Origin of the sequence: Cylindrospermopsis raciborskii Cr2010, assembly GCF_003367075.2 — a bacterium.
In the GTDB taxonomy this organism is placed as follows: Bacteria; Cyanobacteriota; Cyanobacteriia; order Cyanobacteriales; family Nostocaceae; genus Raphidiopsis; species Raphidiopsis raciborskii.
Genome location: NZ_CP065936.1, coordinates 1377348 through 1400797, shown reverse-complemented (window position 1 = coordinate 1400797; position 23450 = coordinate 1377348). Strand labels below are relative to the sequence as shown.

Below are 23450 nucleotides of genomic sequence, written 5' to 3'. Positions count from 1 at the left end.
TGGGATAGCTGGTGAGCAAATTGAGGTATGATGATGAACCGACAATTTATTTACCACTTTGATAAACAGGAGATGCTTTCATGGCGCGTATGTATTATGATGAGGATGCCAACTTAGACTTTTTAGCGGGAAAAACCGTAGCTATTATTGGTTATGGTTCCCAAGGTCATGCCCACGCGCTAAACTTAAAGGATAGTGGTGTAAATGTCATTGTAGGTTTGTATCCTGGTAGCAAATCAATTATAAAAGCTGAAGCAGCTGGGTTAACCGTAAAAAACGTAGCTGATGCTGCTAAAGCTGCTGACCTAATCATGATATTATTACCTGATGAAGTACAAAAGACAATTTACACAAATGAAATCCTGCCTAATTTAGAAGCAGGAAATATTTTAGCCTTTGCTCACGGATTCAATATTCATTTTGGGCAGATTGTTCCCCCAGGGGATGTGGATGTAATTATGGTTGCACCTAAAGGTCCTGGTCATTTAGTCCGTCGTACCTACGAACAGGGACAAGGAGTTCCAGCCCTATTTGCCGTATATCAAAATGCTACAGGTAAAGCACGAGACCGAGCTATGGCCTATGCTAAAGGTATTGGTGGTACTAGGGCGGGTGTGTTAGAAACCACATTCCGGGAAGAAACCGAAACGGATTTATTTGGGGAACAAGCAGTATTGTGTGGTGGTTTGAGTGCATTAATTAAAGCAGGTTTTGAAACTCTAATCGAAGCTGGTTATCAACCAGAGTTGGCCTATTTTGAATGTTTACATGAGGTTAAACTGATCGTTGACTTAGTTGTTGAGGGTGGTTTAGCGACCATGCGTGATAGTATTTCTAATACCGCCGAATATGGAGACTATACTCGTGGTCCCCGGGTTGTAACTGCCCAAACCAAGGCTGAAATGAAAAAGATTCTCAGTGAAATTCAATCTGGACAGTTTGCACGGGAGTTTGTCTTAGAAAACCAAGCTGGCAAACCTGGTTTTACAGCCATGCGTCGTCAGGAAGCTGAACATCCCATTGAGGAAGTTGGCAAGGATTTACGCGCCATGTTTAGTTGGTTGAAGAAAGCTTAATTAATAGCTTTAGCCAGAACGCCTATTCAGTACTTTGCCCATCAAGCTTGTTTACAGCGTTCTGGCTTGCCTCCAGGTAGCTGCTTAATTTAGTCTTTGTTTTAACCATAAGGCTAATAGAGGTAGTGCTAATTTATAACCCTGTTGGGCACTATAAATTAAACCCTTAGTCTGTAGTCCTGTTAGGGAACCTTGCAAAGTTCCACCTCGAGAAAGTCCATGTTTTTGAATATATTCTTTACTTTGAGGTTTGTCTGTGGGATCTATGGCTAAACATTCTAAAAGGTGAATCTGATTACCGGGTAGTAACATCAATAAAGATTCATAAGTTATGGATAAATCCCTCAGCATTGCTTCTATTACTTGTCTGACCTTTTCTTCTTTAATTAATCCTTGTTCATGTTGTAAACTCGATAGTCTATGAATTAATGCCATCGCATCACCAATGCTCCCCTGAACCGCATCTAAAAATATGGTTAGTGCTTGAGAATGACGATCAAATTTAAGATTTTGTTTTTCCAAAACTTCCCGGGCCCAAACTGCCATAACATCCCTTTCTAAAGGAGCTAATTCAATTTTTTCCATTGCATACTTCTCCTCATCTTGATGATGGCTTGTTTCGGCAATTGTCGCTAATATAACATAACTCACATCCGGATGACTATTAATTTCTTGTCTCAAGGTAGATTCCCATACATTATGACGATCCCAAGAGCGAATATGGGGAAAACTTTGCAAAATTAATACCACTCTTCGATTTAAATCGTTGGCTATATTTTGCAACAAGTCCAATAGCATAACAAATGCCTGCCACAGTTTTTTATCATTGAGACCATGAGATAATTTGAGCCTAGTTTCTGTATTAAAAATAAACAATTCTCCACCATTTTGCTCCACCCATGTCTCAATTTTGCTCACCTCCCAATTATGATTAATTGTTTCTGTGAACAATTGCAGTAGTCTCTCTCCATCGATCGCACGAATACAGTCTATTTCTAATATTAGAGCGCCTACCTCTTGAGCTGCAATCTTAACCAATGTTCTTCTACCACTACCAGGTACTCCCGTGATTAATAAGTCCCTATCATGTAAAAGTATGTTTGTAATAAGCTCAAACTCGTGAGAACGACCAATTAATTGTAATGGGGTAGATAAATCAAAGTTAACAGATTTCTCCTCCGTAGCTGTTGACATTAGAAACATAACTTATTTACTATCATTACTATAATTATTATTGAACTTGAGCAGGTAGACAGCACTAAAAAATGGTGCTATTAATATTATAACACTTTAAAATTCCAAATATAAATTTTCCTACCTGAGTGGGGAGGCATGATTATTTGTGGGATGGGTTGAGGAGCGAAACCCATGGGGGTGTTGGGTTTCATACTTCAACCCAACCTACGTTCATTTTGATTAAGAGGTGTATAAAATTATGATAATGGAAGCATGTGTGTTGCTAACAATATTGTTGGGATTTTTTGGGATAATTTTCAAAAAAAATCTAGTGATGAAGATCATCTCCATGGATGTGATGAGTACGGGGGTAATAGCCTTTTACGTCTTTATTGCATCCAAAGCAGGTTTATTTACTCCCATTCTTGGGGAAGTGAAAAAAGGTAATTATGCTGATCCTGTTCCCCAAGCAGTTATTTTAACAGCAATAGTTATTGGCTTTTCAATTCAAGCTCTGATGCTGGTGGGAGTAATGAAACTAGCTGGAGATAATCCTACCTTAGAAATTGATGAAATCGAGAAGAATAACGCCCCATAAATTTAACGTGGATTAATAAAGATGAATACTATAACAACGGTTTGGGTAGGTATCCCATTTTTTCTGGGATTTATGGTTTTTTTGGTCCCACGACTTAATAGACACCTGGCATTTTTAGGTACATTAGCTAGTGCTGTTTATGGTATAGGGCTATTAATTAATAAACCACAAATTCAACTTAATTTATTGAACAGTTTTGGGGTCACCTTAGTGGTTGACCAGTTAAGTGGCTACTTTATCTTAACCAATGCTGTGGTAACAATTGCAGTAGTTTTATACTGTTGGAAAAGTGACAAAAATGCCTTTTTTTATGCCCAAGTTCTATTGGTTCATGGCAGTTTGAATGCGGCTTTTATATGTGCAGATTTTATCAGTTTGTATGTGGCATTAGAAGTAAGTGGAATAGCTGCATTTTTATTGATAGCATATAGTAGGAGTGATCGCTCAATTTGGGTAGGTTTGCGCTATCTATTTGTTAGCAACATTTCTATGTTATTTTATCTCATGGGGGCTGTATTAATTTATGAAAAAAGCTTATCTTTTAGTTTTTCTGCATTAAAAAATGCACCACCAGAAGCCATAGCATTAATTTTGTTGGGACTGTTAGTTAAAGCAGGAGTTTTTGTCTCTGGTTTATGGTTACCTGTCACTCACGCTGAATCAGAAACACCAGTTTCTGCAATACTTTCGGGTATTGTAGTTAAGGCCAGCCTTTTACCCCTATTACGTTGCGCTGCGATAGACGAAAATATTTATCATATTGTGGTAATTTTTGGCGCAGGAACAGCTTTAATGGGTGTATATTATGCGATTTTAGAAAAAGATACAAAACGGATGTTAGCCTTCTCAACTATATCCCAGTTGGGATTTATTTTAGCTGCACCAGAGGTAGGAGGATTTTATGCACTAACCCATGGAATGGTTAAATCATCCTTGTTTTTAATTGTTGGTTCTTTACCGACACGTAACTTTAAGGAGCTGCAATCTCAATCAATTAATACTGTGGTTTGGATACCCTTAGTTCTTGCCAGTTTATCGATTTCTGGATTTCCCTTATTGGCGGGGTTTCCTGCCAAGGTTTTGACTTTGAGAAACTTCACATCTTGGCAGTTTGTCGCCATGAATGTCGCAGCATTAGGCACAGCGATTTTTTTTGCTAAATTCATTTTTCTTCCCCATAAGTTCAATGATAAGCTAGGGACTAAACAAGATGTAAAATCTGGGTTTTGGATAGCAGTAATTGTGTTAATTGCTGGTTTATTCATTACTAATATTGTATATTTACCAGCCTACAATTTTGGGGATATACTTAAAGCAATTGTCACTACTGTAATTGGTTGGCTGATATATCATTTAATTCTGCAAAAGTTAGCTCCACAATTAGCTGTTCATCTACCACATACATTGGAGAAGTTTGAACATTTAGTAGGTGTAATGAGTTTAACCTTAATCTTTTTATTTGGGATGGCATTATCATGATTGGGCACTTAATACTAAGACTGACAATTTGGTTTTTGCTGACAGCTGATTTTAGCACCGTTAATATTATAATTGGCGTAGCTATTGCATTTTTACTACCTAGAGGTTACAGTTCCAGGGCAAAATTTACGGAATGGTTAAGAGTATTTGGTCAGGTACTAGTTGCCATTGTTGTAGGTTTTAAAGAGGCGTTTGAGATCATCTTGTTTCCCCATTATCAGGAAGAAATTATCAGAGAAAATGTGAAAAATAAACATTCATATTTACTGATATTCATGGATATATTTCTGATTACGTTCACACCTAAAACTATTGTTTTTAATCATAATGAACGGGGATTTTACGAAGTCCATCAAATTAAACCTGGAGGTAAAAAATAACTATGTATTTACAAATTGTTTTAGTAGCAATGATTGCTGGTTTGTTAATTCCCATTTACGAGGTATGGAAAACAGATAATACCTGGCAATTAATGTTGTCTCTAGGTAGTATTTCTAGTAAAGTATCAATCATAATTTTAGTCATTTCTGTTGTGCGAGATGATTGGATGATTGGAGTAGTAGCGGCAATTATTTTAAGTTTGGGAAATGCAGGATTTATGTTATTAGCACATGTGATAAGGAGGTTAAATGATGGATCTTATTAGTTATATCTTGATGACAATTGGGATTTTATTCTGGTTTTGGGGAACTTCCCATTTAGTTAGTGATAAATCAGTACTATTCAAATTGCATGGACTTTCTGTAGCTGATACCCTGGGTTCAATGCTGATCATACTTGCCATTTTATTCATAATTCCCAGTAAATGGCCACTACTACTTTTGGCAATTATTTCCCTGGCGATTTGGAATACTATGTTGGGTTATGTAATTGCCCATTGCTCAACGGAAGATATAACCCCAGAGGTGGAAAATGAATGATTCTTATCTCTATATAATTGTTGCTTTGTTACCCCTAACTGCGGGTTTATTGGTTACCCAGGTTAACCCCTATCATGGATTAATTTTGCGCGGAGTCTTAGGTGCGATCGCCGCTTTGGTAGATGCAGTCTTAGGGGCGGCTGATGTAGCTTTAACAGAGGCATTAATGGGTACCATGTTATCTGTAACTTTGTATGCCATAGCAGTACGTTCTTCTTTGGTTTTACGTTTAGGGGTAATGGAAAATGAATTAATAGTAGAAAATCAAGATGGGGGGATTGAAAAACTAATAGAGGATTTTCGCCGGGTTTTCAGTAAACATTATATGAGACTGGAAGTTCTGACCTACAACAATCAACAAGCTCTCCGAAATGCCTTAATTTCTAAAGAGGTTCATGCTACCTGTTTCCCCACCTTATTTAGGGATGAGCCAACAAAAACTGAAAACCAGAATTATCAAACAGAAGTTAGAGTTCACCGTGTTTATAACATCATTGAGAGTGAAATCCTGCCAAGAAATACAGGGTTAAAAAATTTAGAATATGTTGATATTTTAGTACCGGAGGAAAAACACCCATGAAAATGAGATTAGTTTATATTCTAGCTGGGATAGCATTGTTTTTAAAAATGTTATTCCTCTCCGATGTGGCGTCTAACTTATCTGGAATGTCAACTATAAAAGACACCATGTCCAATATAGTTCCAGCGGGTATTTCCATCACGGAAAAAGTAGTTGCTGAAAGTGGGGTTGTGAATGCAGTGTCGGGAATTATTTTTAGGAATCGCCTTTACGATACGATTTTTGAGGTTATTGTATTCACAATTGCCATTTTAGGATGTAATTTTTTACTAGCCAGTGAAAATCCATCTTGTACTATTTATCAGTTCAAAGATAGAGCATCTATCACCCTAGCTCGTTTGGGAGCAACCATTGCAGCATTAGTGGGTATAGAATTAGCAATTAGAGGACATCTAAGTCCTGGGGGGGGATTTGCTGCAGGTGTTGCAGGTGGAACAGCAATAGGTTTAGTGGCAATTACTTCATCTTATCAATGGATGGAGGATATTTATCAGCGGTATCGTGCAGCTATATGGGAAAAGATTTCAGTTTTGATTTTTATCGTGTTATCAGTGGTTACCTTATCGGGATTTGAGTTACCTCATGGAGAACTGGGGAAATTATTTAGTGGTGGGATCCTACCCATATTAAATATTATTGTTGCACTGAAAGTGGCGTTGGGATCTTGGGCAGCAGTTTTGATTTTTATTCGTTATCGAGGTTTATTATAGTTGTTAATTAACTTTAACTTGTTGTTTAAAGCTAACCTACGAGGCGATGCGATCGCACTAAACATGTATGCTGGAAATTCCTGGGACAGTTCTCAATTAAGTTCAGATGTCCCTGGGAAATTCTAAGCAATTCCTGTTCCAATCCTAGCATTTCGCTGGGTCTAGGTTAACAGGAGGAATTATATCCCAAAACCAGGAGTATTCGGGGGGTAAATTCTATTACAGTATTCTTTCAACTACGTCTTGAAGGGAATAAGGACAGTCTTGTGGCATATCTATTTCAGCCTCTTTCATTGCGTCTAATCGGGCAGTAGGATACATTTTGTTTACCCACTCTTGACAAAAATAGCGTTTTAGGCTAGGACTATCCTCCAAATATAAATCAAGATTCTTTCTCTCCCTTTCAATGGTAATTTGCCAACTTCGAGAGCGTTTTTCAGGTTGGTGGTCCCATTTAAGTAAGTGATGGAGAATTAGACGAACACTACTCAATAATCTATCTCTCTCTCGTTTAGACAAGTCTCTAATTTCCTCTACCAGATTATCTATATCTAGATCTTCAAAACGTTTGGCAGCAATTAGGTCGGCCATCCTTTCCGACCATAGGGCAAAATCTTGCTCATATAGGGATATTTGAGACTTCATTTGGAGATCCAAAATTGGTGACCAGGATATTTTGCCATACTTTAGAGCCTAGAGTTCACTTCTTTGATGAAAAATTCCCCTGAAAATCAGGATAGAATTAATTAGGCACTTATTAGTCATTAGTCGTTCATCTAATCGTTAATCTAACTATGTCCTCTGGTATCACTGTCGAAAAGAAAAAGTTAACAAAACCTCCCCTGAAACTTCATTACTTAGGTGACCGGGTTCTCCGTCAACCTGCTAAACGGATCACTAAAATAGATGATGAACTTCGTCAACTGATCCGAGATATGCTCCAAACTATGTACAGCGAAGATGGTATTGGTTTGGCCGCACCTCAGGTGGGAGTTAATAAACAGTTAGTTGTTATTGACTGTAACCCTGATAAGCCGGAAATACCCCCATTGGTATTGATTAATCCTGTAATTAAACAAGTTAGTAGTGAGCTTTGTGTTGCTCAAGAAGGGTGTTTAAGCATCCCCAAAGTTTTTTTGGAGGTCAAACGCCCAAAAATTGTAGAAATTGCCTATAAAGATGAATATGGCCGTCCTCAGACCCTAAAAGCTGATAATTTGTTGGCAAGATGTATTTTACACGAGATGGATCACCTCAATGGTGTGGTATTTGTTGATCGTGTGGAAAATTCTCTCAGTTTGACGGAGGAACTGTCTAAAAATGGTTTCTCTCATCAAGCTGTTAAACCATTAGTCGAGGTGATCTAGCTGTGTATTTAACTCCCAAAAGTGGCCTGTTTTTAGGTGGTTCCTGTATAACAGCGATCGCTGCTGTTGGTTCGGTATTTGAACTCAGTTATGGCCAACCTAATTTTGGTTTCCAAACCACTGCTATTATTTTGGCTATTAGTATTCCTGTGACCGTCTTGTTGTTTGTTGCTGCGGTCAAGGACGCACGAGCGAATATTAAATAGAGGTGGCGAGTAATCTCCCTGTCTATGGAAAATCGCAGGGTGCTGCAATGGCTAAACCCAGTAAGGTGTTATATTCCTCAACGTGAATGGAATAAGCACCAAATCTGGCCAGGTGGGGATTCATTATTTGTGCGTCAAACACAAGAAATTTCCTCTCCCGCAGTCTTTCTACTAGTTTAACCATGGCTACTTTGGATCCTTCAGGGATGTGATAAAACATGGACTCACCAATAAAAGCACCACCGATGACAATTCCTAGAATCCCCCCTGCTAATTGATCACCTTGCCAGGTTTCAAAACTGTAAGCATAACCAGCTTGATACAATAACCAGTAGATTTGTTGCAGTTGGGGGGAAATCCAGGTAGTTTCCCGATTGGCACACCCCCTAACTACTCCCATAAAATCCCGGTTGATCTTGACTGTGAATCTCTGTTGATTGAGAGCCCTTTGTAAGGACCTAGGATAGCGGAATCTTTCATCTAGGGGAATTAGGGTGTGTTCCTTACTTCTATACCATCTAAGTTGATTATACTCATCGGCCATGAGAAAATATCCTTGAGCATAACCTTGAATAATAATATTAACATCATAAGTATCATCAGTATCACGTTTCATCGTTTTTTAAAAACACCAGAATTCAAATGAACCAACCTATTTCTCCTATTACTTTACCACCTGCAGAAAATCCCCAAATCGAGGGGGAATGGTTACAAAAACGACTTCTACAGTGGTTGGATACGGAATTCCTCCCGGAAGTGGTTAATCAGAAAATTGCCCAGCGCGCAGCCCAGATTTTTGTTAGACAACGTATGGAGGGGGAAAATGATTTGGGTTCCTTGGTGATTGCTATTGTGACCGAAATGCAGTCTTTTGATTTTTCTAAAAGCTTTTATGGGGAATTTGCGATCGCCAACGCAGTTAGCGATCTGTTATTGGATAGTTTAGGGATTGACCGTTGTTGTGGGTACTAACGGGTAACTATTATTTGAGTATGACAGTAAGCAAACCGGTGAACTACCGAACCCAGTCTATGGATACTTCGTTCGCAGCTGAACAAGTACAGTTTAGACTTTGGCGAAACATGAGTTCAGGTGAAAAAGAATCTCTATTTAAACGAATAACAAAACGCGGTTCTATATTAGCATTAGCGGGAATTAAAAGCCAATTTCCTAATGCTTCAAAAGAAATAATAAGAGAATACTATATTAGAAAACGCTTAGGAGATAAGTGGGCTAATTTATTATCGGGTTTAAAATATGAGAGAGATTTAATGATAGAGGATCCAATTTGGTTAGCACTGGAGTTAGCATCTATCTTGAGTTCATTGGATATCATTTATTATGTGGGAGGATCAGTTGCTAGTTCTCTCCAGGGGGAGGTGAGACTCACCCAGGATTTGGATGTAATCGCCAACATTGAAAATAGTCAAATTCAGCCACTAATTAGGGCCATGACAGATCAATTCTATATCAGCTATACTGCTGTGGAAGAAGCTGTGAATGGAAAGACTTTATCATTTAATGTCATCCATTTAACTACCACGGAAAAAGCTGACATTTTTGTGATGAAAGAGGATGAATTTTCCCTTTCTCAAATGTCTCGTCGTGTGCTACACCTTCCGGATGGGGATAGGACTAAATCTTTCTATATCTGTACACCGGAAGATACAATCCTACAAAAACTGCTCTGGTTTCGGATGGCTAACAGCGAATCTCAAAAACAGTGGCGAGATATTTTAGGTGTCTTAAAACTCCAAAAGGAACTTCTCGACTTTGACTATCTTGGAGAATGGGGGAAAAAATTAAATTTAACAGACCTACTTCTACAAGCTCTAAGAGAATCTGGGAATGGATAGCCACCCAAACTATTACAGCATCTCATTCCTCCTTTTGCGTATTCTCTTTAGATTGAAAAGTCTGTTCCATGACATTTTGAATTGTTTGTAGATCGGGTTTTTTACCACCCATTAAATCTCCAAAATAAACACAAGCAGCTTCACCCAAAGACCAGGTATAAGCACCCGCCCAAGATGCTGCAATTACAGTGCCAAAACCGGGGATAAATTTAATTAATTCTCTTCCTATAGCTTGAGCCAAAAAACCACCTGTAATTGTACTAACAATTCCACCTGCTTGGGAAGGGGTCAAAGTTTGACCATATAATTTGCCCAAAAGTCCAACCATGGAAACTTGTAAAGCTGTTAAAACTGGCATAGTAGTGAAGGGTAAAGGTACTGCTGCTAAAGTAGTGGCCATAATGGAAAAAGGTAAAATATATCTTCTAGCGGTATCACGATAAATATTGCCTAATTTATCTCCCGCTTGTTCATCTAACAACTGATAAATTGTCTTAGCTTCTGCTTCTGGTAAAAGACTGGTTAAACTATCTCGAAATGCTTCTAGTCCATAAAAAACTGGACTATAACCATCTTCCTCTAAGGTAAAATCTACCAGAGTTGCTCGGTCATATAACCCGGAAAAGTTAGCTTTAATTTCATCAAATGCTCGATTAATTTCTGCAAAATTTGGTGGATAATCAGGGTGATTTTTCATATCCGGTGGATAGATTTCATGTAAACATGTTACTGCCAATAAACAGGGAATATGTGTATACTGCTGACGTAATTTTTGGGCAATATTTCGTAGGGTATCGGTGGCAAAGTCGTTGATTTTTACAGTTAGTATGAAAACTCTTGCTCGCTTGGTTCCAGTATTTAAATCCTTAATTATCTCTTGAATAATAACCTCTGTATCTTTGTCAGTATCGCCCAAACCTACTGTGTCTGTAAAGATAATTAATGGTAAATCATTATTAGGATAGATATATCTTTCTGTATTTTGAGTGTGGGGACGAAAACCCTGACCAATAATCTCTGGAGACACACCTGTAAAACCCCTAACAATTGAACTTTTACCAGTTTGTGGTTTCCCAAGTAATAAAGCTTCTGTAGTGGGTAATTGACTAGTAACTGTGGCCAAAATTTCTGCCACTTGACTATCATTAATACTAAACCATTGTTGCACACTTTGTTTCCCTTTCTCTACAGCACGGGAAACTAATGTTTGCCAATAATTGACCGGGTTAACATCTGATTTAGTTTCGGACTGATTCGACTCAGCAAAATTTAATTCTTTTATCACTTCACCAACTGACTGGTAACGTTCACGGACAGATGCTGTCATTTTATCCAAAATTCTTCCCAGTTGGTCAGTGACAGAATTAGTACCTAGATGGTTACGCCATAAAAATTTTTCTGTTGTGGTATCATAAAAGCTAGTAGGGTCAACATTAGTGACCAAGTACATACAAGTTACACCCAGACTATATATATCACTACTAAATGTGGCTTGACCTCTAATTTGTTCCGGAGCGCAATATTCCATGGAACCAATAACTGTACCCTCCTTCATTTCAGCTTGTCCATCCACCACTTTAGCTGCACCAAAATCTACTAAGAAAAGTTTACTGTCCATAGCACGACGAATTATATTTTCTGGCTTAATGTCACGATGAATAACCTGCTTTTCATGGACAAATGCTAGAATATTTAACAACTCTATTAATAGTTCCCTTATCTGGGTGGTGGAGAACACTCCTTTTTTCTGGAGTTCTACCTCCAAAGTATCACCTTCTATATACTCTTGAACTAAATACTGACGATTATCCTCAGGGTGGGTAAAATAATCGAACAGTTCTGGGATTTGGGGATGTTGGCCCAACTCCTCTAATTGTCTTGCTTCTTGATTAAATAGACGGGATGCTTTGTCAATAGTGTCTGTTCCTTGAGCTTGGGGTAAAAATTGTTTAATGACACATAAAGGTTGGGAGGGTTTTCCCGTATCTGTTGCTAAAAATGTGCGTCCAAACCCTCCCTGTCCCAGAATTTTTCTGGGAATGAATCTTTCTCGCAGGATTAATTTGCTACCACATTTTTGGCAGTATTTACAATTGTCTGGATTGTAATTTAAGCAGTGCGGATTTAGACAGCAGATTGTATTCATCTTACTCACGCCCATATGAATTTTAAGTTGGTAGGATTCTTGTCAGTAATATAACGAGTATAATACAAGATGGTAATAAAATATGGTTTGATGATAGCGTAGCGTTGGGTTTCATACTTCAACCCAACCTACGTCTATCTTATATTTAATTCCACCCACCCACTTAGTGTCAACTAATCAAAGATATACAGAAACAATCACAATTAAATGAATTTGTTTTCACAAATGTTTGTAATTTACAGAATCTTCATTTTTGATCCATTAAAACTTGATATTAATTACTCATAAAAAAACCAGCATGACCAGTAATAACAACAACTATTCAGAATCCTCCGGACTGGGAGTATTTTCTATTAGCAAATCAGGAGATTTGACGACAGATCTCAATACTTCCTTCCCTATTAATGTTTCTCCTGAACCCCTAGCAGAGCAACCCATATTACCTACCACACCACCATTGGGTGAATTGCCAAAAATACCTATTAGCGCTAATCCTAATCCCAATCCCTATTTAACCAGCGCCGCTATTGTTCCCGATTTCAATGGTGACGGTAAAACAGATAAAATGTGGGTGAATGTACAAACAGGTGAAATTTTTGTTCGTCTAATGGATGGTACAAGAATCATAGAACAAGCTTCTTTAGGTCAGTACGATCTAAGAACTTGGAGTTATAAAACTGCTGATTTTAACAGCGATAATAAAACAGACTTCTTGTTGCGTAATGAGACCACGGGTGAAAACCTAGTGGTGTTGATGGATGGTACAAAAGTTGCCAGTTTCTTAATGTTGGATAGGGTAGATCCAGGTTGGAAAGCGGAAATTGGCGATTTTAATGGTGACCGTAAAACCGACATTTTCTGGCGCAATACCACTACTGGTCAAAATGCAATTTGGGAAATGAATGGTACTAAGGTTGTAAATGCTACTATGTTGGAAACAAAGGATGTGGCCCTAACAGCTACCATAGTTGATTTTGACGGTAATGGTAAAAGTGATATTTTTTGGCGTGATAGTTTAACTGGTGCCAATAGTGCTTGGTTTATGAATGGTACTGAAGTCACTAACTATGATTTACAAGCTCAGGATGGCGCCTGGACTAGCACTCTGGGAGACTTCAATGGTGATTTAAAAACAGATATTTTGTGGCGTAATAACACCACTGGTGAAAACAAAATTTGGACCATGAATGGTGTTTTTATCACTGAAGGAGTTGTCAACACCTTAGGTCAGGGTTGGACTGCTAATATCGGTGATTTTAATGGTGATGGTAGAACGGACATTTTCTGGCATAATAGTTCTACCGGAGAAAACACCGCTTGGTTAATGAATGGTACTAGTATTCAGTCTGAGGCCTTTTTACCCAGCAATCCCCCTGGTCTAACAGCTTCTCTTGGTGATTTTAATGGGGATGGTAAAACCGATATTTACTGGAGAGACCAACAAACCGGTGCAGATAAAATCTGGAACATGAATGGTACTATAGCTAGTGAAACTCCTGTTTCTGAAGTCGATAGGTTGACTCCAGAATGGTACACTGCATAGGTTAATACATTCCCAGGGCGATCGCTTGATCGCCACTTTCCATTGACAGCGTCAGGTCTCTAACTCCCGGAGAAAATTAGACAGTAACTGCTTACCAGCTATAGTTAACACACTCTCTGGATGAAATTGCACACCTTGGATGTGAGGATAATTCCTGTGTCGCACTCCCATGATTGTTCCATCTTCTACCCAAGCAGTAATTTCTAATACATCTGGACAGGTTTCACGCTCAATGACTAAACTATGATATCTTGTAGCGGTAATAGGATTTTCTAATCCTTGGAATACTCCCACACTGTTGTGAAGCACTGGAGATGTTTTACCATGCATCAATTCTGTTGCTGCAACAACTTTACCCCCAAATACTTTGCCAATGCTTTGATGACCTAAACAAACACCCAAAATTGGCAAGCTGGAACCTAACTTTTCAATTACATCCAGGGAAATCCCCGCGTCTTCAGGACGACCAGGACCAGGAGAAATCACTAGTCCATGGGGTTTTAATTCTCTAATTCCCTCCACTGTAATTTTATCGTTACGAAAAACTTTTAGATCCGCAGCAGCAGGAAACTCCACTGCCAGCTCCCCCAAATACTGCACCAAGTTGTATGTAAAACTATCATAATTATCAATGACTATAATCACAATTCGCACCCACAAGTGTTAATTAAAAGAACTAATTACAAATACTAACTACCATTCTGATAAGAATATAGTTGTGATTAAACGTATTAAAGGAGGAAGCAATAGTGTGACTGCCACTATTAGTGATACCATGGCTGAGATAAGCACAGCACCAGCAGCACAGTCTTTAGCCACTTTCGCCAATTCATGATAGGTCTGCTTAACAGTTAAATCCACCAGAGATTCAATGGCTGTATTAACTAACTCCAAGGTTAAAACTAAACCACTTGTAATACTAATTATGGCTATTTCTACTGGTTTAAGATGGAGAAAAATACTCAAACCAATCACGAAAGCACAAGCAGCTACATGAATCCGAAAGTTACGCTGGGTCTGAAAACCATAGCTGATTCCAGCCCAAGCGTATTTAAAGCTGGCAAGCAAGTTAGAAGCTATTTGCCAAGAAAATTCCCTTTCCGAAGATACAATTTTTGGTAAGCGCTTTGGTGGTGTTGGTGGTATTGAAGTCTTGGGGAACATAGGATGTTGGAGATTCAAAAATTAAGTGTAATCAGAATGGGTGGGAGGAGACTGAACACATTCTAAGGGACTAATTTGAATTTGTCATAACTTTAAACAATTTGTGACAGAATTACTATCAATATGGCCATAATAGTCGGATGGAAGGAGATTTTAAATCTTGTTTAAACTGGTTTGAGCGGCAAAGAACCTACTCCTGTTCGTTATAATCTCTACTTAAATATTACTAACAATACCAACTGATTTTAGCAGCATTGATTGTTTGTTTAACATCTCTATCAAACTTTTCTCATCAGGATGATCCCAGCCCAAAAGATGCAATAAACCATGGGCACTCAACCAAGCTAACTCTGTAGTTAAACTATGTTCCCGCTCCTCAGCTTGACTAATGGCGGTATCTATAGATATGACAATGTCACCCAAATATAAGGGTTGACTGGCTAGCATTTCCTCGGTGTAGGGGAAATTATTCTCCAGTGCAGCAAAAGCCAAAACATCTGTTGGTTGGTCTTTCTGACGATATTGGGCATTCAATTCTTGAATTTGGGCATTATTGGTTAACTGCAATCCGATTTCATAACTCAAAGCCCGTGGTAGTTCGACAGCAAGCAGGGTCAACCACTGGCTAAACCACATATACCATTTTTCTTCTGATACTTGATTAGTCAAGTTCAAGTCATAACTATTTTCAATAAATAACTCAACTTGTAATTGAGTCTGTACTTTGGTTTGGGAGGACACAGAATTTCCTTTATTTAGCGAGTGAGGTATGCTAGACCAACCAGAACAGCTAACAATCCCATGGTAGTTAGTCCGAAATGTTTGAGGGAGGTGCCACCTTTTCTGACCATGTTTCGCATTGCCAGCTTCACATAACTAGGTTTTGATTCGTTTACAGGGGTGTTACTCATAATCTCTGTGCGGTTGTCCTCTAACTGTAAATATTTGAAATACCTGAACTTCAAATTTATCTACTATTATCTAGCTCATTTTCTCCCTTGTCAACTTTACTTGTTCGTTCTTGTTTAATTAGCTCTAATTTAAATATGACCTTGCCAGCGCTTAATGGGTATACAATCAATGTCCAATTGATCCAAAGCACGAGCAACCACAAAATCTACTAAATCGTCTATGCTCTTAGGATTATGATACCAAGCAGGGATGGCGGGGACAACCCTAACCCCTGTTTCAGCTAGGGTAGTTAAATTCCGCAGGTGAATCAAGCTAAAGGGTGTTTCTCTGGGCACAATTACCAGTTTGCGCCCTTCCTTAACTTGTACATCTGCTGCTCTTTCTAGCAAATCGGAACTTAAACCTACCGCTAGTTTCGCTACTGTACTCATGCTACAAGGAATAATAATCATCCCTAAGCTTCTAAAAGAACCACTAGCAATACCAGCACCTACATCGCTCCAGGGATGACAACGTAATTTACCCATGGAGGTGACACCAGCTTGCGATCGCCAGAATTGCTCCTGAGCGATCGCTTCCGGAGGCATACGGATGTTTTGCTCTGCTTGCCAAACTGTATAAGTAGATTTAGAGGCAACCAGTTCTATACTATAATCGGATTCTAGTAGAAACTTAAGGGCGCGCACAGCATAAATCAAACCAGATGCTCCAGATACTCCTATTATTAGAGGTTTGCTATGATTTCTGTCATTGTTACTTTTATCAATGTGATTAGACACGAAGTTTCTCAAAAAAGTTAGTAGGTAACATGGGGTTAATAAATGTCAAAAGGCATTAGGACAAAGATGTGTCTTAAACCCCTAGCCTTTTAACTGTAATCCACAAGTGGTTAATCTATATCAAAGGGTGGGGTTTGATCAGGTAGGTAGATATTTGATCTGTCATCATTGGTTGTTTCCGAACCATTAATTTTACCATCTGCTCCAGTGGTAACTAAATCAATTTGTTGACGATAGTAGTCTACACTTTTGACCTGTACAAATACCTGATCTCCTAAGCGATAGGAAGCGCGATTTTTTCTACCAAATAGGGCTTGTTGTCGAGCGCGGTATTCATACCAATCATCCTTGAGAGAACTAACGTGAACTAATCCCTCTACTCGTAAAGGGGTGGCTAAATGAGAACCAACTTCCTCGGTTGGGGGAACTTCTATCTCCACAAAAAAACCGTAGGATTGAACCCCAGTAATCACACCAGGAAAGATTTGGTTAATCTGCTGTTTCATCACCTGTGCTTTTTGTAATCCAGCTAGATCAGTTTCAGCATCATAAACTTGTTTCTCTCTCTCATTAATCTGGACCAGAATCCTGTTTAATTCTGTTTGTAGCTCTTGTTGTACTTCCGGAGGTAAAACATTCCAGTTAATTTCTTGATGAGAAGAAGAATGACGTAGATTAACCCGCTCCTTGACACGACTATTACGGCGATCGCGCCCATACTCAAGAACAGCATGATACACTCTTTGCATAACTAAATCTGGATACCGACGTAAAGGAGAGCTAAAGTGTATATATGCTGGCAGTGCTAATCCAAAGTGAGGTGCTTTAACAGTACTATAAACGGCAGGTTTTAGAGTATCCTGTAGTAAGTAAGTCAAAACCTGTTCTGATGGGGATTCAGCAAAAACGCCTGTTAAATGTTGATAATCCACAGATTGAATTTCCAACTCGGGGTCTATGATTAATTCCACACCCAAATTAACTGCCAGTTTTAGCATTTCTTGAACATCTTGAGAATCGGGAGATCCCTGAACACGCCAAAGTGCTGGAATATCCAAAGCACTCAGGTGTTGACCCATTAACTGATTAACCATGAGGATTAACTCCCTCAAAACCGATCCCAGTGGTGAACTGTCGGGAATAATTGCTCCCATACTACCTTCATCATGGTAAGGATTGTAACCCAATGGTAGATTCAGCTCTAAGCAACCACGAGATAAACGGTCTTTCTTGATGATTTGAGCCAAAGATGTTAAATCATTTAACATCTCTATCACCCGGGTTAACTCTGATGACTCACCTGCAAGGAACGACTGGGCCTGTTCATAGGTAATACTTGTATCTACATTGACTACACTCGGTTGAATTTCCCACTCTGTAATCTGTCCCTTCTCAATATCAATATTGATGATAAAAGACAAAGCCAGGCGATCGCTATCGGGTAGTAAAGAACAGCACTCTGCTACTGTATGAGGTAGCATGGGCAAGATGAGATTGCCAAGGTGAATAGTTTTTCCCCGTTTCAGTGCTTCCCGATCCAAAATTTCATCCGGGTGGATATAGACAGATAAATCTGTAATGTGAACCATCAATTGCCAGTTGGTGACAGAATGCTTCTCCAGACTAAAAGCATTTTCCACCACTCCATCCCCATCTACCCCCTCTATAGTCAGAGTAAATACACTCCTTAAATCCAGACGCTCGCGCAGATTGGCCTTGAGGAGATTTTTCGGTAACCTAGCTGCTGCATCTAATACATTTTCTGCAAAGTTCCTGGATAGGTCGTGTTTGCATGTAACTAAATCTATATCAGCAGCGGCTTCAGCATCCGTACCAAGAATTTGTACAACCTGACCCAGGGGGGGATATTGTGCCAAGGGATAGCGGATCACCTCCACATGTGCCAGATGATCGATAGCGTCTTGCAAATTAATTCCATTGCTCACCAATTTCAATTCAAACAGCAATCGGTCATCTAAAGGTACCGCGCGGAAACCACCTTCCACTTGCTTAATCCGTGCCAATAAAGTGTGATTAGATCGCTCTAAAATCAACTTTACCTCACCTTCAGGAGAACGACGACGACTTCCCTCCTTGAGGATGCGAACTAATACGCGGTCTCCATTCCAAGCGTGACTAAGATGACTTTCTCGAATGTAAATATCTTCTGCACCTTCGGGATCCTGGATAGCAAAACAAAATCCCTTGCTGGAACAGCGCAGCTTCGCTTCTATCAGCCCCTCCTCTGATACGCGACGATACTTACCCCGGTCCTTAACTAAAAGTCCAACTTTTTCGAGCACCTCCAAAGCAATATGAAGTTTTTCCAAACTATCCTCATCTTCACAACCCAATTTTTTTTCCAGAACCTTCCTAGCTACCAATTTGTCATCGGTAAAATTGGCAAGGAGTGTAGCGATTGAAAATTCCATGCAGTGAACTGGCCTTTGGTCAAAACATCATTTTTCTTGTTATCTGGTTCTTACCTGTATATCCTCACAGTCTACACATATTGCCAACGATTTACCCGTTCCCTTAGACTCTCGTAAACGTATGAATCTGAGTTTTAACCAAGAGAAACTGCCGATTTACCCAATTATTTGTAAAATTGGTGACAATCAGGTTGGCAACTGAATGAGCAATGACAGCGAACTCCATCTTCATTATTGTAGATTTAGAGCACACTCGCAGAAAATACTCCTAGACATTTTAGTTGAGGTAATCACCATAGCATTATTAATAGCACTATTAAAGGTATCACTAGCACTCGAATCCAAATTTCCGCTGTTGAAATTCTGGAGAATTGGATGATGGGGATTACTCCCAATCATCCACAGTTTATAGTAGGGCCAGGGGGCGACTACCAGCTGCATGTCGGTCAATTACTTGGTCAATAAGTCCATATTCCCTGGCCTCTTGGGGAGACATGAAAAAATCTCGCTCCGTATCTTCGGCTATTCGGTCAAATGGCTGACCAGTATGTTCAGCCAAATATTCGTTTAGCTTGCGTTTGTGATATAGAATTTCCCGAGCTTGAATTTCTATATCTGTAGCTTGTCCCTGAGCACCGCCTAATGGCTGGTGAATCATGATGCGCGAGTGAGGTAAACTCATACGTTTACCTTTAGTACCTGCACTCAATAGAAAGGCCCCCATACTGGCAGCCAGTCCTGTACAAATAGTACACACATTAGGGCGGATGTTCTTCATAGTATCAAAAATTCCCATTCCTGCTGTCACTGAACCACCGGGAGAGTTGATATACATATAAATATCTTTCTCCGGGTCTTCAGAGTCTAAGAACAGCAGTTGGGCCACTATTAGATTAGCTAAACTGCTATCCACCTGTTGCCCTAAAAAAACGATCCGTTCGCGCAGCAAACGTGAATAGATATCAAAGGCGCGTTCGCCTCGACCCGATTGTTCAATAACGATAGGAATCATGAGGTTATTTGTAGCTATTTACCCTTTATTTTATTCGAGGTTCGAGAGAATGGACTGGATTAATGGCCATATCTCATATTTCAAGAGGAACTTTTAATGGCACTTCCGGTCTGGGTTATAACAGACCCGAATATCATAACATATCATCGGGTAAATCCCAAGGCTGTATTCAGATTAGTGGTTCAATTAATCAGATTAAAAATGCTATTTATTAAGTGGGGGGAGTGTTATGCTACAAAGACTCATACAGGCAGTTTTCATTACTTTTCTACTTTACCTAGTTGTCATTCTCAATCTGACTCATCAAACTTCCCCTAAACCCATCCTACCAGTGTCAGACATTTCTTTGTTATAGTTGTACCAAAATGCGCGTTTTTTCTGAGAAGATATTTTGGTAAACTGTTGACACGAACAGACGGAGGTGCAAAACTTTGGGCATAGAATTACGCAGTTACGTATTTCTAGACAACTTACAACCGCAACATGCGGCATATATGGGAACAGTGGCCCAAGGTTTTTTACCTTTACCGGGTGACACTTCCATCTGGATTGAAATTTCACCCGGTATTGAAATCAATAAAATTACTGATGTTGCCTTAAAATCTGCTTCCGTGCGTCCAGGGTGGCAAATAGTAGAAAGACTATATGGAATGTTGGAACTACACTCGGGATCCCAGGGGGAAACAAGAGCAGCAGGACAAGCAGTTTTGGACCTATTGGGAGTCAAAAAAGAGGACTGTCTCAAACCACGAGTCATTTCCAGTCAAATTATTCGCAACATTGATGCTTATCAAACTCAGCTGATCAACCGTAGTCGTCGTGGACAACTGTTATTAGCTGGACAAACCCTCTACGTTTTAGAAGTTGAACCTGCTGCTTATGCAGCATTAGCTGCTAATGAAGCGGAAAAAGCTGCTGCGATTAATATTCTAGAAGTTTTACCAGTGGGTAGTTTTGGCAGACTTTATCTAGGGGGAACAGAACGAGATATTTTAGCTGGTGCTGCTGGAGCTTTAGCAGCTATTGAAAATGTTCCCGGTCGTGCTCCCCAAGGCCATCGTAAAGAATAGTGACAGGATAACTAAAATGGCAATTGAAACACATCTTACCCTACTCAAAGCAGGTGCTGTTACCTGGTTAGATTGGAGAGCACGAAACCCAGAACTTCAAGTTGATTTAAGTACCTCTAATTTAAGAGGGGAGAATTTTCGTGGTGCTAATTTCCAAAATGTCAATTTAAATCAGGTGGACTTTAGCCATGCTTTGCTGGTAAGAGCAGATTTTCAAGATGCCAATTTAAGTGCTGCTAATCTAAATAGCGCTAAATTAGTTCAGGCAAATCTTAGAAAGGCTAATTTAAGTGTCGCTAACTTGCAAAATGCCAACTTAATGCGTGCAAATTTAGATGGAGCAGTTCTAATTGGAGCAGATCTAAAAAATTCAAACCTACAGGATGCAGTAGTTACCAGTGCCAACTTAATTGGAACTGACTTTTATTATGCCAATTTAAACGGTGTTGATTTCGCTTATAGTAAACTTATACGCAGTAATCTGAGTTTTGCCAACTTAATCGGAGCTAATTTAATTGGTAGTAATTTACAAGACTGTAATTTGTATGAAGCTGAAATTATAAATAGTTACTTATATAACACAAATTTATCCAGAGCCAATTTAAGCAGATCCCATTTAGGAAGTTCCTATTTATGTCGCGCCAATTTCATGGAAGCTAATTTAACTAGTGCTGACCTAACAGGTGCTAATTTAAAAGATGCTAATTTAGCTGGTGCCAATCTTCAGGGAGCGAATCTTAGATGTGCTAATTTAACAGGTGCTAATTTAACAGGTGCCAATTTACAAAACGCCATTTTACCTCCCGTTTTTATTTGTAATTAACGGTAAAGATATACTTGATAAGTAGGTGGGTTGAAGTATGAAACCCAACACCCCCATCGGTTACGCGATCGCCCCTACAAATAATTGTTTAATGGATAATGGAGAAGAATGAGAGTTGGCTACAGCTATAGTACTGAAAACAACTGTTTTTGTTCTGGGAAAATGATATTGCTAGATTACCCAGTTCACCACAAGTGTAGATTCTGAAAATGAAGCCTAAACCCATAAATTCTAACTATACCAGAAAGCCAAGAATATTTAACCAACCAGAGCGTTTTATTGAAGGTTGGTACTGGGTGCTACCTTCCCATAAATTATTAGTTGGTGAGGTAAAACCTATCACTATTTTGGGGAAAGAATTGGTAATCTATCGTGGAGAAGATGGACTGGTAGTTATCTTCGATGCTTACTGTCCACACATGGGTGCTCATCTTGGGGAGGGTAAGGTGAAAGGTAATGAACTACGTTGTTTTTTACATCACTGGCAATATGATCAAGAGGGTTTTTGCACCAAGATTCCCTGTTTGGATGAAAGCATAGATACTACAGCTACTAAATCTATTAAAGCTAGAAATTGGCCTACCGAGGAAAAATATGGTTTGATTTGGGTATGGACAGGAGAAAATCCTCAGCAATCTTTACCTTTTATTCCGGAGTTGGAAGTTGCAGAACTAGATATAGCCTTTGGTGGTAAGTTTCTCATCCATTGTCATCCTCATATTGTGATGGTTAATCCTATTGATGCTCAGCATTTTTACAATATTCATAGACAAGTATGGGAATCTAGTTTTCAAAAACAAGAACTGAATGAGAATGCAATTATTTTCAGGTACAATCAGCAGTGTAATAACTATAATTCTAATTCTCCAATTAAAATTCTCCGATTTTTGCTTAATCCACCTATCAGCTATCATCTTTGTTACTGGTATGGGATCACAATGATAGTCAGGGTGGAAATTAGGTTTTTACATTTTCAGTTTAACTGTCACATCCTTTATGCACTGCGTTTAATAGAATCAGGAAAAACCACGGGAATAAGAATTTTTATCGCTAAAAAACGTCCAGGTATTATTGGTCATATATATGGCAAATTCCTTCTTTGGTTGAGTAAAATCGTGATTAATGCCATTAACTATATGTCAAATCAACACGGTAGACTTTTTCCTAAACCGGGGAAAAATAATCGTAACAACATTCAGTTTAACTTACAACATCCCCTAGAACTAGATCAACCAATTATAGAATTTATTAGTCATTTAGAGAGACAAAAACCTCTCAAATGGGGAACCTGGAGCTGGGAAAGGTTCACAGACAACCAACAAATGGAGTCACAAAAACCTCAAAACGTCCAAAAATGGCGGGATGACTTAGCTAATGATTGATTATAGTGATTATAGATTAGTTGGGTTACGCTACTACAAATAATTGTACCTCCCTACTTAAATAAAAATGAAGTGGTTTGGCCACTTCATCAATTCCCAGGTAGAACCTTGGTATCCAGTATAGCGGTGACCAAAATTGGAAATCGTATAAAATCCAACAGAACGTAAAGTTATTTTACCATTTTCTCAATTACAGATTTTTACCCATCAAACTTGTTT

28 protein-coding genes and 1 pseudogene are annotated in these 23450 nt (G+C 39.0%); 17 read left to right on the top strand and 12 right to left on the bottom strand.

What is annotated here, in order from left to right:
* The first annotated feature begins 80 nt into the window (after positions 1-80).
* Positions 81-1076 carry a ketol-acid reductoisomerase gene (ilvC, locus tag C6N34_RS06460; RefSeq protein ID WP_115539381.1) on the top strand — a complete coding sequence of 332 codons (996 nt, stop codon included), beginning with the start codon at positions 81-83 and terminating at the stop codon, positions 1074-1076.
* Between the two features lie 84 nt (positions 1077-1160).
* On the opposite strand, the gene C6N34_RS06455 is transcribed toward ilvC, so the two are convergent.
* Complete coding sequence (locus C6N34_RS06455; RefSeq protein WP_115539382.1) at positions 1161-2279, bottom strand: ATP-binding protein; 1119 nt, start codon at positions 2277-2279, stop codon at positions 1161-1163.
* Positions 2280-2514: 235 nt separating this feature from the next.
* On the opposite strand from C6N34_RS06455, the gene C6N34_RS06450 reads away from it, so the two are divergent.
* From C6N34_RS06450 to C6N34_RS06420, 7 genes are read left to right on the top strand one after another with little or no spacing between them, the layout of a single operon-like run.
* Positions 2515-2850 carry a cation:proton antiporter subunit C gene (locus tag C6N34_RS06450; protein ID WP_096547717.1) on the top strand — a complete coding sequence of 112 codons (336 nt, stop codon included), beginning with the start codon at positions 2515-2517 and terminating at the stop codon, positions 2848-2850.
* A gap of 21 nt (positions 2851-2871) precedes the next feature.
* Complete coding sequence (locus C6N34_RS06445) at positions 2872-4329, top strand: cation:proton antiporter (protein ID WP_115539383.1); 1458 nt, start codon at positions 2872-2874, stop codon at positions 4327-4329.
* Entirely contained in the window at positions 4326-4709 is a 384-nt protein-coding gene (locus tag C6N34_RS06440; protein ID WP_115539384.1) for a Na+/H+ antiporter subunit E, read from the top strand. The genes C6N34_RS06445 and C6N34_RS06440 overlap by 4 nt, the downstream gene beginning before the upstream one ends.
* 2 nt (positions 4710-4711) lie before the next feature.
* Positions 4712-4975, top strand: a complete 264-nt coding sequence (locus tag C6N34_RS06435; RefSeq protein ID WP_115539385.1) for a hypothetical protein — start codon at positions 4712-4714, stop codon at positions 4973-4975.
* Complete coding sequence (locus C6N34_RS06430) at positions 4959-5249, top strand: monovalent cation/H(+) antiporter subunit G (protein ID WP_115539386.1); 291 nt, start codon at positions 4959-4961, stop codon at positions 5247-5249. Before C6N34_RS06435 ends, C6N34_RS06430 begins: the two co-directional genes overlap by 17 nt.
* Positions 5242-5829 carry a DUF4040 domain-containing protein gene (locus C6N34_RS06425; protein WP_115539387.1) on the top strand — a complete coding sequence of 196 codons (588 nt, stop codon included), beginning with the start codon at positions 5242-5244 and terminating at the stop codon, positions 5827-5829. The genes C6N34_RS06430 and C6N34_RS06425 overlap by 8 nt, the downstream gene beginning before the upstream one ends.
* Before the next feature lie 2 nt (positions 5830-5831).
* Positions 5832-6539 (top strand): Na(+)/H(+) antiporter subunit B, encoded by a 708-nt coding sequence (locus C6N34_RS06420; RefSeq protein ID WP_115539430.1) that lies wholly within the window; start codon positions 5832-5834, stop codon positions 6537-6539.
* A gap of 219 nt (positions 6540-6758) precedes the next feature.
* Here the strand turns inward: C6N34_RS06420 and C6N34_RS06410 are convergent, their stop codons facing one another.
* Positions 6759-7184 carry a DUF29 domain-containing protein gene (locus C6N34_RS06410; RefSeq protein WP_115539388.1) on the bottom strand — a complete coding sequence of 142 codons (426 nt, stop codon included), beginning with the start codon at positions 7182-7184 and terminating at the stop codon, positions 6759-6761.
* Positions 7185-7333: 149 nt separating this feature from the next.
* On the opposite strand from C6N34_RS06410, the gene def reads away from it, so the two are divergent.
* Together def and C6N34_RS06400 are read left to right on the top strand one after the other, a co-directional pair.
* The gene (gene def / locus C6N34_RS06405; protein WP_057176994.1) at positions 7334-7906 is read left to right on the top strand and encodes a peptide deformylase; all 573 of its coding nucleotides are present in this window, start codon (positions 7334-7336) and stop codon (positions 7904-7906) included.
* 2 nt (positions 7907-7908) lie between these two features.
* A complete protein-coding gene (locus C6N34_RS06400; RefSeq protein ID WP_115539389.1) occupies positions 7909-8112 on the top strand; it encodes a hypothetical protein in 204 nt (67 codons plus the stop codon).
* 22 nt (positions 8113-8134) lie between these two features.
* Here the strand turns inward: C6N34_RS06400 and aat are convergent, their stop codons facing one another.
* Positions 8135-8728, bottom strand: a complete 594-nt coding sequence (gene aat / locus C6N34_RS06395; RefSeq protein ID WP_096545937.1) for a leucyl/phenylalanyl-tRNA--protein transferase — start codon at positions 8726-8728, stop codon at positions 8135-8137.
* A gap of 26 nt (positions 8729-8754) precedes the next feature.
* Between aat and C6N34_RS06390 the strand changes: the two genes are divergently transcribed.
* Positions 8755-9084 (top strand): hypothetical protein, encoded by a 330-nt coding sequence (locus tag C6N34_RS06390; protein ID WP_006276054.1) that lies wholly within the window; start codon positions 8755-8757, stop codon positions 9082-9084.
* A 59-nt stretch (positions 9085-9143) separates the two neighbouring features.
* Positions 9144-9968, top strand: coding sequence for a hypothetical protein (locus C6N34_RS06385; protein WP_236107445.1), 825 nt, complete (start codon positions 9144-9146; stop codon positions 9966-9968).
* 22 nt (positions 9969-9990) lie between these two features.
* On the opposite strand, the gene C6N34_RS06380 is transcribed toward C6N34_RS06385, so the two are convergent.
* A complete protein-coding gene (locus tag C6N34_RS06380) occupies positions 9991-11295 on the bottom strand; it encodes a YcjF family protein (protein ID WP_235678408.1) in 1305 nt (434 codons plus the stop codon).
* Positions 11296-11424: 129 nt separating this feature from the next.
* A pseudogene (locus C6N34_RS06375) lies at positions 11425-12114 on the bottom strand (protein kinase domain-containing protein); the annotation flags it as partial.
* Positions 12115-12412: 298 nt separating this feature from the next.
* Between C6N34_RS06375 and C6N34_RS06370 the strand changes: the two are divergent.
* The gene (locus C6N34_RS06370; protein ID WP_006276057.1) at positions 12413-13657 is read left to right on the top strand and encodes an FG-GAP repeat domain-containing protein; all 1245 of its coding nucleotides are present in this window, start codon (positions 12413-12415) and stop codon (positions 13655-13657) included.
* Positions 13658-13708: 51 nt separating this feature from the next.
* Here the strand turns inward: C6N34_RS06370 and C6N34_RS06365 are convergent, their stop codons facing one another.
* From C6N34_RS06365 to clpP, 7 genes are all read right to left on the bottom strand, one after another.
* Complete coding sequence (locus tag C6N34_RS06365; protein WP_057177006.1) at positions 13709-14302, bottom strand: anthranilate synthase component II; 594 nt, start codon at positions 14300-14302, stop codon at positions 13709-13711.
* 48 nt (positions 14303-14350) lie between these two features.
* Positions 14351-14821, bottom strand: a complete 471-nt coding sequence (locus C6N34_RS06360) for a diacylglycerol kinase family protein (RefSeq protein WP_057176991.1) — start codon at positions 14819-14821, stop codon at positions 14351-14353.
* 216 nt (positions 14822-15037) lie between these two features.
* Positions 15038-15562 (bottom strand): rRNA maturation RNase YbeY, encoded by a 525-nt coding sequence (gene ybeY, locus C6N34_RS06355; protein ID WP_115539392.1) that lies wholly within the window; start codon positions 15560-15562, stop codon positions 15038-15040.
* A 14-nt stretch (positions 15563-15576) separates the two neighbouring features.
* Positions 15577-15732 (bottom strand): DUF3285 domain-containing protein, encoded by a 156-nt coding sequence (locus C6N34_RS06350; RefSeq protein WP_072149056.1) that lies wholly within the window; start codon positions 15730-15732, stop codon positions 15577-15579.
* A 129-nt stretch (positions 15733-15861) separates the two neighbouring features.
* Positions 15862-16512: a flavin prenyltransferase UbiX gene (locus C6N34_RS06345; RefSeq protein ID WP_057176989.1), complete on the bottom strand. Its 651-nt coding sequence runs from the start codon at positions 16510-16512 to the stop codon at positions 15862-15864.
* Positions 16513-16622: 110 nt separating this feature from the next.
* Complete coding sequence (locus tag C6N34_RS06340; RefSeq protein ID WP_057176988.1) at positions 16623-18944, bottom strand: ribonuclease R family protein; 2322 nt, start codon at positions 18942-18944, stop codon at positions 16623-16625.
* Positions 18945-19350: 406 nt separating this feature from the next.
* Positions 19351-19956 carry an ATP-dependent Clp endopeptidase proteolytic subunit ClpP gene (gene clpP, locus C6N34_RS06335; protein WP_006276063.1) on the bottom strand — a complete coding sequence of 202 codons (606 nt, stop codon included), beginning with the start codon at positions 19954-19956 and terminating at the stop codon, positions 19351-19353.
* 62 nt (positions 19957-20018) lie between these two features.
* Between clpP and C6N34_RS06330 the strand changes: the two genes are divergently transcribed.
* The 4 genes from C6N34_RS06330 to C6N34_RS06315 all read left to right on the top strand — a co-directional run bounded on the left by C6N34_RS06330 (position 20019) and on the right by C6N34_RS06315 (position 23231).
* Positions 20019-20171: a hypothetical protein gene (locus C6N34_RS06330; RefSeq protein ID WP_161489518.1), complete on the top strand. Its 153-nt coding sequence runs from the start codon at positions 20019-20021 to the stop codon at positions 20169-20171.
* Positions 20172-20387: 216 nt separating this feature from the next.
* Entirely contained in the window at positions 20388-21026 is a 639-nt protein-coding gene (locus C6N34_RS06325; RefSeq protein WP_006276064.1) for a hypothetical protein, read from the top strand.
* A gap of 16 nt (positions 21027-21042) precedes the next feature.
* The gene (locus C6N34_RS06320) at positions 21043-21849 is read left to right on the top strand and encodes a pentapeptide repeat-containing protein (protein WP_057176987.1); all 807 of its coding nucleotides are present in this window, start codon (positions 21043-21045) and stop codon (positions 21847-21849) included.
* Positions 21850-22058: 209 nt separating this feature from the next.
* Positions 22059-23231 (top strand): aromatic ring-hydroxylating dioxygenase subunit alpha, encoded by a 1173-nt coding sequence (locus tag C6N34_RS06315; RefSeq protein WP_057176986.1) that lies wholly within the window; start codon positions 22059-22061, stop codon positions 23229-23231.
* Positions 23232-23450 lie beyond the last annotated feature (219 nt).

Bases quoted from the DNA above. Each gene is read 5' to 3' on its own strand.
- C6N34_RS06440 (WP_115539384.1), top strand. From the start codon at position 4,326: ATGATTGGGCACTTAATACTAAGACTGACAATTTGGTTTTTGCTGACA.
- C6N34_RS06390 (WP_006276054.1), top strand. From the start codon at position 8,755: ATGAACCAACCTATTTCTCCTATTACTTTACCACCTGCAGAAAATCCC.
- C6N34_RS06315 (WP_057176986.1), top strand. From the start codon at position 22,059: ATGAAGCCTAAACCCATAAATTCTAACTATACCAGAAAGCCAAGAATA.
- C6N34_RS06350 (WP_072149056.1), bottom strand. From the start codon at position 15,732: ATGAGTAACACCCCTGTAAACGAATCAAAACCTAGTTATGTGAAGCTG.
- C6N34_RS06420 (WP_115539430.1), top strand. From the start codon at position 5,832: ATGAGATTAGTTTATATTCTAGCTGGGATAGCATTGTTTTTAAAAATG.
- C6N34_RS06385 (WP_236107445.1), top strand. From the start codon at position 9,144: ATGGATACTTCGTTCGCAGCTGAACAAGTACAGTTTAGACTTTGGCGA.
- C6N34_RS06425 (WP_115539387.1), top strand. From the start codon at position 5,242: ATGAATGATTCTTATCTCTATATAATTGTTGCTTTGTTACCCCTAACT.
- C6N34_RS06320 (WP_057176987.1), top strand. From the start codon at position 21,043: ATGGCAATTGAAACACATCTTACCCTACTCAAAGCAGGTGCTGTTACC.
- C6N34_RS06340 (WP_057176988.1), bottom strand. From the start codon at position 18,944: ATGGAATTTTCAATCGCTACACTCCTTGCCAATTTTACCGATGACAAA.
- C6N34_RS06360 (WP_057176991.1), bottom strand. From the start codon at position 14,821: ATGTTCCCCAAGACTTCAATACCACCAACACCACCAAAGCGCTTACCA.
- def (WP_057176994.1), top strand. From the start codon at position 7,334: ATGTCCTCTGGTATCACTGTCGAAAAGAAAAAGTTAACAAAACCTCCC.
- C6N34_RS06445 (WP_115539383.1), top strand. From the start codon at position 2,872: ATGAATACTATAACAACGGTTTGGGTAGGTATCCCATTTTTTCTGGGA.
- C6N34_RS06380 (WP_235678408.1), bottom strand. From the start codon at position 11,295: ATGACAGCATCTGTCCGTGAACGTTACCAGTCAGTTGGTGAAGTGATA.
- ilvC (WP_115539381.1), top strand. From the start codon at position 81: ATGGCGCGTATGTATTATGATGAGGATGCCAACTTAGACTTTTTAGCG.
- C6N34_RS06410 (WP_115539388.1), bottom strand. From the start codon at position 7,184: ATGAAGTCTCAAATATCCCTATATGAGCAAGATTTTGCCCTATGGTCG.
- C6N34_RS06455 (WP_115539382.1), bottom strand. From the start codon at position 2,279: ATGTTTCTAATGTCAACAGCTACGGAGGAGAAATCTGTTAACTTTGAT.
- C6N34_RS06430 (WP_115539386.1), top strand. From the start codon at position 4,959: ATGATGGATCTTATTAGTTATATCTTGATGACAATTGGGATTTTATTC.
- clpP (WP_006276063.1), bottom strand. From the start codon at position 19,956: ATGATTCCTATCGTTATTGAACAATCGGGTCGAGGCGAACGCGCCTTT.
- C6N34_RS06370 (WP_006276057.1), top strand. From the start codon at position 12,413: ATGACCAGTAATAACAACAACTATTCAGAATCCTCCGGACTGGGAGTA.
- C6N34_RS06330 (WP_161489518.1), top strand. From the start codon at position 20,019: ATGGCCATATCTCATATTTCAAGAGGAACTTTTAATGGCACTTCCGGT.
- aat (WP_096545937.1), bottom strand. From the start codon at position 8,728: ATGAAACGTGATACTGATGATACTTATGATGTTAATATTATTATTCAA.
- C6N34_RS06435 (WP_115539385.1), top strand. From the start codon at position 4,712: ATGTATTTACAAATTGTTTTAGTAGCAATGATTGCTGGTTTGTTAATT.